This window comes from Actinacidiphila sp. bgisy167, from assembly GCF_965342175.1.
In the GTDB taxonomy this organism is placed as follows: domain Bacteria; phylum Actinomycetota; class Actinomycetes; order Streptomycetales; family Streptomycetaceae; genus Actinacidiphila.
The window spans coordinates 35,481-44,263 of the sequence record NZ_CBDRBL010000059.1 but is presented as its reverse complement, the minus strand read 5'-3'; the positions used below and the strand labels follow the sequence as shown (position 1 = coordinate 44,263).

Below are 8,783 nucleotides of genomic sequence, written 5' to 3'. Positions count from 1 at the left end.
CGCCTGCGGGGACGCCGGGTTCGCCAGCGCGGAGGGCGGGGCGACGGCGGCCGCGGGGTCGGCCGGCTCGTCCTCCTCCGCGGCCTGCGGAGTACCGCCGACGATCGAGATCCCGGCCGCGTCGAAGGCGCGCTTGACCCGCCAGCGCAGTTCTCGCGCCACCGCCGCCGCCTTGCCCGGCATGGTCTTGGCCTGCGCCTGGATCAGCACCGATTCCGAGGTCACCGACTCCAGGCCCAGCACCTCGACCGGCTCCCAGAGCATCTCGTCCCACGGCTGCTCCTTGGCCATCGCGGCGGCCGTCTCCTCGATCACCGTGCGGGCCCGGTCCAGGTCCTCCCCGTAGCCGACCTGGACGTCCACCACGGCGGTCGCCCAGCCCTGGCTGAGGTTGCCGATCCGCTTGACCTCGCCGTTGCGGATGTACCAGATCTCGCCGTTGTCGCCGCGCAGCTTGGTCACCCGCAGTCCGACCTCGACCACGGTGCCGCTGGCGACGCCCGCGTCGATGACGTCCCCGACGCCGTACTGGTCCTCCAGGATCATGAAGACGCCGGAGAGGAAGTCGGTCACGAGGTTCCGGGCGCCGAAGCCGATCGCCACACCGGCCACACCCGCGCTGGCCAGCAGCGGGGCCAGGTTGATGTTCAGCACGGACAGCACGGTCAGCGCCGCCGTACCCAAGATCACGAACGAGGCGACGCTGCGCAGCACCGAGCCGATCGCCTCACTGCGCTGCCGCCGCCGCTCGGCGTTGACCAGCAGTCCGCCGAGGGCACTGGTCGCCGCGACCTCGGCGCCGCGGTTCATACGCTCGATGAGCTTGGTGATCATGCGGCGGACCACCGACCGCAGCACCAGGGCGATGACCAGGATCAGCAGGATGCGCAGTCCGGCGGACAGCCAGTCCGCCCAGTTCCGGCTGATGTAGTCGGCGGCGTCGGTCGCGCTCTTCTGGGCGTCGTCGATCGTCGTGGCGGTGGACGGCGATGGGGACACGGGCGGAAACCTCCGGGTTGGGCAGGCTTCCCACACTAACGGGGTAGGCGCTCGGCTCCGTTGTGTTGTTCGAGAGCGACGTGCGGTGATTCAGGGCATGTACAAGGGGTGTGGTTGAAAACACCCTCGCTCCGTTACCCGGTCATGGTGGCGCCGCGACCGGGCTTCCGGAGAGACTGTGGGCAGATCGTCCCGGCGCGAGCCACGCGCCGCCGGCGTAAAAGGAGGCACCCGTGCCGCATGTCCTGGTCCTCAACGCGTCGTACGAGCCGCTCGGCGTCGTACCGCTCCGCCGCGCGCTCATCCTCGTGCTGAACAAGAAGGCCGTGTGCCTCGAGGAATCCGGCGCCTATATGCACAGCGCGACCTGTACCGTCCCGGCTCCAAGCGTCGTCAAGCTCACCAAATTCGTCCGAGTCCCCTTTCGCGGCCCCGTGCCCCTGACCCGGCGGGCGCTGTTCGCTCGGGACGGCGGCCGGTGCGCGTACTGCGGAGGCGTCGCAACCAGCGTCGACCACGTGATCCCGCGCAGCCGCGGGGGCCAGCACACGTGGGACAACGTGGTCGCGGCGTGCCGCCGGTGCAACCATCTCAAAGCCGACCGCCATGTCGCCGAACTCGGCTGGCGGATGCGCCACCAGCCGGCCCCGCCGTCGGGCCTCGCCTGGCGGATCATCGGGACGGGGCATAGGGACCCGCGCTGGATGCCCTACCTGCAGGCATTCGGCGCGGAGGACGCCATGGCCCGGATCGACGGCATATCCGCCTGAGACCGGGCCTTCATGTTGCCGTGAAGACGTCTTTTCCACCGTCCCCGGCACCTCCACCACGCCGGACCGGCTCGGAGCCCCGGGCCGGGCTCGGGCCCAGGACCGCACCCCCGTGCCGGTCCTGGGCCTCCTGCCGGCGCCCTCGCGCCCCTACTCGTGGCGCAACTGCGCCGGGTGCACGGTGCGCCGCAGCAGCGGCAGGCCGGCGGCGGTGGCCAGCAGGGCGGCGGCCAGGAGGCCGCCCGTGAGCAGGGCCGGTTCCATCAGCGCCAGGGAGCTGCGCATGCCGTGGAGCACGAAGGGAGCGACGAGCGCCAGGCCGCTGCCGGCGGCCAGCAGCAGCGCCGGGGCCAGCGGCAGCGCGGTCTCCAGCAGCGTGGCCCGCCACAGCACCCTCCGTGGCGTGCCCGCCGCGGACAGCGCGGCCAGGGTCCGCCGGCGGGTCATGAGCGACTCCACCACCCCCACCGCCACGCCGCTCACGGTGACCGCGCTGCCGACCAGGACGGCCAGCCCCACCAGGTTCCAGCCGGTGGTGTGGAAGGCCACCGCCTCGGCGCGGTAGCCGGGTTCCGCGCGCAGCGTCTCGAGCACCGCGCGGCGCGTGGCCACCCAGCCCGCCCCCACCAGCGCGGCGAGCATCAGCACCGAGTGGGCCCGGGCCGCGGCCCAGGGATCGGAGCGCAGCCGCTCGCCGGCGATCAGCAGCGACGGCCGGCCCGACCTCGCGGCCAGCCGCCCGGTGAACATCGCGAGCCCGGCACTGCTGTGCAGGAGCCCGTAGACGTACAGGGCCAGGAGGACCGGCGTCACCACCTCCAACGGCACGCGGTCCAGCGCCACCCGCGACCCCGCCGTCGACAGGGCGATGACGGCGAGCAGCGCCACCGGGCCCAGCAGCCAGCGGAGCGCACCGCCGCGCGGCGGGCGGCGCTTCGCGATCACGCCCAAGGGGTCGGTGGCCGACCGGCGAAGGGCGAACCGCGCCTCCAGAGTGGTCAGCAGCGGCACTGCGAGGACCACGAAGGCGGCGGAAAACCACGGCACGGGCACGTCGGAGGGCCAGGTGAGCGCCCTGCCCTCGTCCTGCACCGCCGAGAGCACTCCGCGCAGGGCCAGGAAGCCCACCAGCCCGGCCACCGCCCCAGACCGCCGGCGGCGCCCGTCTCCAGGGCGGCGATCCGCCGCACCTGCCGCGGGGTGGCCCCGGACAGCCGAAGCGCGGCCAGCCGGTGCTCCCGCCGCAGCGCGCCGATCCGGGTGCACTGGCCGAGGAAGGCGAAGACCGGCAGCAGGAGCAGCAGGAGCACGGCGATGACCCCCGGCCGCAGTCCCGCCTCGTTGAGGAGGTTGTTGGTGTACCGGGGAGGCCCGTCGTCGCGAGTGCCGATCGCGGCCACGACGGCGGCCGCCAGGGCGAAGCCCGTGCCGAGGGCCGCCCCCAGCGCGGTGAGCGCCAGACGCCACCACTCGCTGGGCGGGGAGCCCCGCAGCACCTGCCAGGCCAGCCGGGCGTCCGTCCGCAGCCCCCTCACCGGGTCACCTCCGCGGCATGCTCGTCCTCTCCCTCGACGATCCCGTCCCGCACCGTCACCTCGCGGTCCGCGTACGCCGCGACCTGTGCGTCGTGCGTGACCAGCAGCACAGCGGTGCCGGACTCGCGGGAGGCGTGGACCAGGGCGGTCATGACCTGCTCGCCCGCGAGTGAGTCCAGCGCGCCGGTGGGCTCGTCGGCGAAGACCGCCTTCGGCCCCGTGACCATCGCGCGGGCCAGGGCCACCCGCTGCGCCTGCCCGCCCGACATCTCGCCCGGCCGAAGGGCGGCCTGACCCCGCACGCCGAAGCGTTCCAGCCAGGTGCCGGCCCTCTCGTGGGCGGCGGCCCTCGAGGCGCCGGCGAGCAGCAGCGGCAGAGCCACGTTGTCCACGGCCGTCAGTTCCCCGACGAGCTGGCCGAACTGGAAGACGACGCCGAAGTCGGTGCGCCGCAGTGTGGAGCGGCGGTTCTCACCGGCCTGGTCGATCCGCTCCCCGCCGGCGCTGCCGCCCAGGTAGCGGACCTCGCCCTCGTCCGGCCGGACGATGCCCGCCAGGCAGTGCAGCAGGGTGGACTTGCCGCTGCCGCTCGGCCCGGTGACGGCAAGGATCTCCCCGGGCATCAGGCGCAGCGAGGCGCCGCGCAGGGCTTCGGTGGCGCCGTACCGTTTGACGAGGCCGCGGGCCTCGAGCAGGGGCGTGGTCATGGTGAGGTGACCTCCTCGGCCAGTGCGCCGAGGCGCTGCGCGGCGTTGTCCATCCAGCGCAGGTCGGCGTCGAGATGGGTGAGGGCGTAGTCGGCGGAGAGCACGGCCGACAGCGGGGTGCCGGGTGCCGTCTTCACCGCGGTGAGCTCGCGCATCCGGGCGAGGTGCGCGGCGCGCTGCAGACGCAGGAAGGCGGCCGGGTCGCCGTGGCCGGAGGCCATGATCGCCGTGACCTTGGCGAAGATCTCGTTGGCCGCGCTGACGGGCGCCGGCGGTACGGGCTCGCCGACCCAGGCGCGCAGCGTCAGCGAGCCGTGTTCGGTGAGCCGGTAGACGGTGCGCTCCGGGCCGCCCTCGCTCTCCGTGGCGTCGACCTCGGCGAGGCCGTCGCGCACCAGGCGCTGAAGGCCTGTGTAGACCTGGCCGTAGGCGAGGGGCCGGGCCTGGGGGAAGCGTTCGTCGTGCCGCCGCTTGAGCTCGTAGCCATGGGCGGGGCCGGCGGCCAGCAGCCCGAGCAGGACATTGCCGGTGCTCACGCGACACCCCCCTTCCTATTCACTTCGTACATGTACTGAGTGAATAGTGGCAGGGGTGCGGCCGCCGCACAACACTCCCCGGGGAACGGAGGCGCCGCCGGTGGGTCCCTCAGGGGCCGGGGCGGCCGACGGAGTGGGTCCCCCCAGGGCCGGGACAGCCGACGGTGCGGCACGGCCGCACCGCCCACGCCGCCGCGCCCATGGCGACGCGCACCGCTTCGACTCCGCCGGGGCGGGCGCCTCGACCTTCATCGACCTGGTCGCCCCCACGGTCCGCGAAGTGGTGCTCAACGGCGCCGCGCTGGACCCTGCCGGGTTCCTGCCGTCGCGGTGGACGGCCGGTCAGCGGCACCGTTGCCGGGATCCCTGTGCGGTCCGGGCTCCGCTCCACGAGCGTGGCGAGCATCAGCACCGAGCGGTCCCCCCGGGCATGGGGGTCGGACCGCGGCCGTTCCCCGGCCCCGCTGCCCCGTCGACCGTCGCCCCGCCGACACCGTTGACCATTTCGGAGGACGCGACCGTCACAGGAGCGAGCTCGGAAACCCTTCCAGCAGCGCGCTGTAAGCGCCTTCGGCTGCCCTTGCGCCGGGGACGTCCGGCGGGCAGAGGGCGAGGAACGAGGCCGTCGTGCCCGAGTGGCGCAGGCGACCGGATTCCAGCACGGCCACCTGGTCCGCCTCCTCGGCGAGGTCGGCGACATCGTGCGTGGACAGGAGCACCGCCACGTTCTCGGACAGGCCGCGCAGCAGGTCGCGGAAGACACGTCGCTGGCGGGGGTCCATGCCGGCCGTGGGTTCGTCGAGCAGCAGCACCCGCGCGCCGTGCACCAGGGAGCCCGCCACTCCGATGCGGCGCAACTGTCCGCCGGAGACGTCGCTGGTGCGTTCGTTCTCCTTGTCACCGAGTTCCACCTGGCGCAGGGCGCCCCGGGCGGCGTCCCAGGCCTCCCGGCGGCTCATGCCCTTGAGCCAGCCGACGTAGGCCACGTACTCGCGTGCGGTCAGCGACGGCACGGGGGCGATGTGCTGCGGCATCCAGGCGACATTCCGCCGGAACTCCCGGCTGCCGCCCTGCAGCCTTCCCAGGCTCACGCTGCCGGACCGGGGTGTGGTGACGGAGGCGCCCAGCCGCAGCAAGGTGGACTTGCCGGCACCGTTGGGGCCGAGCAGAACCGTGAGTCCCGGCTGCACCTCGTAGGTGAACCCGTCCAGGACGGGCCGCTTGCGACGTCCGTAGGTGTAGGTGCAGGAGTCATAGCGAAGGCTCACAGTTCCTCCTTCTTCGCGGCGAGAACGTGGGTGGCGACGCCTGCGGCCGCGATCACGATGCACGCGGTTGCCGCGAACGGCGATGTGGCGGGCTCCAGGACGAAGCCCCACGGGTAGGGGTCGGTGGGCCGCCGGTAACCGAAGAGCACCACACCGAAGACCATGGCCACGGGGACCATGACCGCCGCTCCGCGCAGCCACGGGCGCGCCAGGAGCAGCAGGCCGGCCGCGCACGCGGTGTTGCGGCCCAGTGTCCACAGCGGATGCGTGGACGGTTCGTCGAGGGCCAGCGCGGTCAGGGCGCCCGCCAGCTCCAGGAGGGCGATCACCCCGAGGACGAGTGCCGCGTCCAGGCGCCGGATCCTGCGGATGCCGCTGGCCTCCGCCGCCGGGATCCGCGTGTCCAGGCAGTACGCGAGTACCGCCGCCACGAGGACCGGGACGAACTGGTTGAGCTGGACGGTGGCCGTGCCACCGAGCGTGAGGGCCGGCAGGGGCACAGCGCTGCCTCCGAGCAGCAGCGCCAGTACGAAGGCGGCCGCGCACCCGGCCGGAAGCGTGGTCGTCGCTCTGCGGCAGCGGATCCAGAGCGTCATGCGGCGCCCCCCTTCGCGCATGCGGCGTCCAGACCGTGGGCGAACCAGGCGCGCTGTCCCGACTCGGGCAGGTCGAGGACCGTGGCCACCTGCTTCCGGTCCTTCTGCCAGATCACGGTGTTGAAGAAAGGGTCCGCCCTCAGAGCCTTCTCGTACGGGGCCGTCTGCCCGGTGCGCTCGGCCGCCCAGGCGAGGACGACGCGGACCCACGCCTGCTGGGGTGCCCGGCAGGGGAAGCGGACCGCGTTGCGCATCACCTGATAGCCGAGGTCGCCTCTGCGGGCGGACGCGGTCAGCGGGACGTGCCAGACCCGCGCGGACGACCGCTCCGGGTATCTGCCCTCCACCGCGGTGTCGACGACCCGTGCGGGCGGCTGGGCGACACCCGCGCTGCCGAGCCGCTCGACGGTTTTGGCGACCTGCGCCCGGAGAGTCTCGGGCCCGGCCTTGCTCGAGGCCGCCACACAGATCTCGGGGGCGTGCCCGGCGCAGCTCAACGGCACCGCCTGCGTGCGCATGCCGCCGAAGTAGCCCCAGCCGTCCACGATCCGGCTCGCGCCCAGCGTCGTGGCGGCCACGAGGACGAGGGCCGCCGCGACGCGCGCGGTCCGTGGCGCCGCCAGGACCCAGAAGAGTACGGCGGCGACCGCCAGGCCGCCGGTGAACAGGACCGGTACCGTGGCCGCCGTCAGGCTGTAGGTTTCGCCCGGCGTCGGCGGCTCCGAGATCATTCCCGCGACGTGCCGCCACCACGCGGGGTCGACTGCGACAGAGGTCGCGACGAGCAGGAACGACACAACGCCCACAGCCGGCGCTGCGATCAGGGGACTCACCTTGCTCCCCGCCACGAATCCGACCACCGCCCACAGGGCCAGGTCGACGAGGACCGTGCCCAGCGGGAGGAGACTCCAGCCGTCGGGGACTGTCCGGTTCTGGACGAGCGCCACCACCACCGGGGCCACGGCGGCGAGCCACGCCATGGTCACCGCGGGCCACAGTTGCCGTGCGACCACCTGGGCCCGGGTGCGTGCCGGGGCCAGTTCCCAGAAGCCGGCCCGGGCGAGCCGGCCCGCTTCCCAGGCCGCCATCACGGCCACGAAGGCCGTGCCGAAGGAGGAAGGTGACCCCACTGCGGTGGCCACGATTCCGGGGGCCCACCCGATGCCATGGGGATCGCTCCACTCGGCCGCCACGTCCAGGTAGTAGTAGACGGTGAAGCACATGAGGAGAAGGCCCAGCCAGATGGGGCTGCCGATCCTAAGGTGACTGCGAAGCGTCACGATTTTCTCCAGTCGCGGCGGGCCGCACGGCACACTGCCGCGCGACCCGCCTGATGATGGACCGTCAGTCGGCCTGGGTGGTGTCGACGTACACCTTGCTGACCCAGAGCAGGCCGCCTCCGCCGACGTCCATGGCCTTGAAGTAGTAGTCACCGGACGGCAGGCCGGTCCACTCGCCGTTGCTGGTGCCGCTGCCGAAGCACGCGGTGAACGTCTTCGAGTCGTACTTGGGGTCCACCGCCACCGCCACGTCACGGTAGTACGCCACGGTGACGTCCTGGGTCCCGTTCTGCACGAAGCAGCCGGTGAACTGGAGCTGCGAGTACGACTCGTCGGCCCAGCGGTGGGACTCGTTGCCCTTGGCCCAGCTCGCGATTGTCGACGTCCACTCGGCGGCGGAGGCGTCCGGTGCCACGACTAGCCCGATGCTCGCGGTCGCCGCAAGTGCGACCGCGACGCGCCGTATGCTGGTGGGGATGGGCATGCGTATCTCCTGTTCCTTGCAGGGATCAGGTGTACTGCTCGTCGCGACGAGGCGTCCTGGGATGCAGCCCGGGACGCCCCGTTGATCATGCACTCGTCATGCGCCACTGACAACCCGCATGGATCGAGGTGTTCACTCTCCGGTCACCTTTTGCGGCCTGAAGTGAATTGCGCCTCGCGTGGTTGCCGGTGTAAGGGCCCGGCCGAATGCCGTACGTGATCACGGCCGTGCGAGTTCTCCGGCCGGGAGGTCGCCGGACGGCACCCGCCCTTGCGCAGGACGGGCACCCCGTGGAGGGAGTCGCGCCCTCTGCACTCATCGCCCCGACGACGTCCGACTGCTCGGCACCGGCGAGGAGGCGAAGTGCCGCGCCTCGCTTTGGCCCGACGGGCGGCTCCGGTCCGGCGCCTCGAATGCACCGGAAATGATGACGCGGCGCTGCCGAAGTGAGATGTCCGCACGGCGCTGCGTGCCAGTGATGAAGACTCGCCCACTCGCCGGTGTGGGAGTCCTTCCCCGACCCGACGCCGGCGCGGCCTCGCGTGCGGGCGAGAACGCAGCCGAAAGGGTCGGTCAGGCCCGCAGGGCCGCCGTCGTGCGGACGGGCC

The 8,783-nt window shown here is 72.8% G+C and carries 10 protein-coding genes; 1 reads left to right on the top strand and 9 read right to left on the bottom strand.

Translation table 11 applies throughout. The features are described from left to right. Positions 1-999: mechanosensitive ion channel family protein (locus ACRWND_RS21450; RefSeq protein WP_431951797.1), on the bottom strand; the 999-nt coding region annotated here is incomplete at its 3' end. Between the two features lie 233 nt (positions 1,000-1,232). Here ACRWND_RS21450 and ACRWND_RS21445 point away from each other — a divergent pair. After that, entirely contained in the window at positions 1,233-1,769 is a 537-nt protein-coding gene (locus tag ACRWND_RS21445; protein ID WP_431951795.1) for an HNH endonuclease, read from the top strand. Positions 1,770-1,919: 150 nt separating this feature from the next. Here ACRWND_RS21445 and ACRWND_RS21440 read toward each other — a convergent pair whose 3' ends face one another. From ACRWND_RS21440 to ACRWND_RS21405, 8 genes are all read right to left on the bottom strand, one after another. Then, positions 1,920-2,411: an FtsX-like permease family protein gene (locus ACRWND_RS21440; RefSeq protein WP_431951800.1), complete on the bottom strand. Its 492-nt coding sequence runs from the start codon at positions 2,409-2,411 to the stop codon at positions 1,920-1,922. A 356-nt stretch (positions 2,412-2,767) separates the two neighbouring features. Beyond that, positions 2,768-3,304, bottom strand: a complete 537-nt coding sequence (locus tag ACRWND_RS21435) for a hypothetical protein (RefSeq protein ID WP_431951793.1) — start codon at positions 3,302-3,304, stop codon at positions 2,768-2,770. Next, positions 3,301-4,011, bottom strand: a complete 711-nt coding sequence (locus ACRWND_RS21430; protein WP_431951791.1) for an ABC transporter ATP-binding protein — start codon at positions 4,009-4,011, stop codon at positions 3,301-3,303. The genes ACRWND_RS21435 and ACRWND_RS21430 overlap by 4 nt, the downstream gene beginning before the upstream one ends. Further along, positions 4,008-4,547 carry a PadR family transcriptional regulator gene (locus ACRWND_RS21425; protein ID WP_431951789.1) on the bottom strand — a complete coding sequence of 180 codons (540 nt, stop codon included), beginning with the start codon at positions 4,545-4,547 and terminating at the stop codon, positions 4,008-4,010. The genes ACRWND_RS21430 and ACRWND_RS21425 overlap by 4 nt, the downstream gene beginning before the upstream one ends. Before the next feature lie 521 nt (positions 4,548-5,068). Beyond that, positions 5,069-5,815, bottom strand: coding sequence for an ATP-binding cassette domain-containing protein (locus ACRWND_RS21420; protein WP_431951787.1), 747 nt, complete (start codon positions 5,813-5,815; stop codon positions 5,069-5,071). Beyond that, positions 5,812-6,411, bottom strand: a complete 600-nt coding sequence (locus ACRWND_RS21415; protein ID WP_431951785.1) for a hypothetical protein — start codon at positions 6,409-6,411, stop codon at positions 5,812-5,814. Before ACRWND_RS21415 ends, ACRWND_RS21420 begins: the two co-directional genes overlap by 4 nt. Next, positions 6,408-7,691, bottom strand: a complete 1,284-nt coding sequence (locus ACRWND_RS21410; protein ID WP_431951783.1) for a hypothetical protein — start codon at positions 7,689-7,691, stop codon at positions 6,408-6,410. The genes ACRWND_RS21415 and ACRWND_RS21410 overlap by 4 nt, the downstream gene beginning before the upstream one ends. Positions 7,692-7,755: 64 nt before the next feature. After that, positions 7,756-8,175 (bottom strand): hypothetical protein, encoded by a 420-nt coding sequence (locus ACRWND_RS21405; protein ID WP_431951781.1) that lies wholly within the window; start codon positions 8,173-8,175, stop codon positions 7,756-7,758. Between the last annotated feature and the right edge of the window lie 608 nt (positions 8,176-8,783).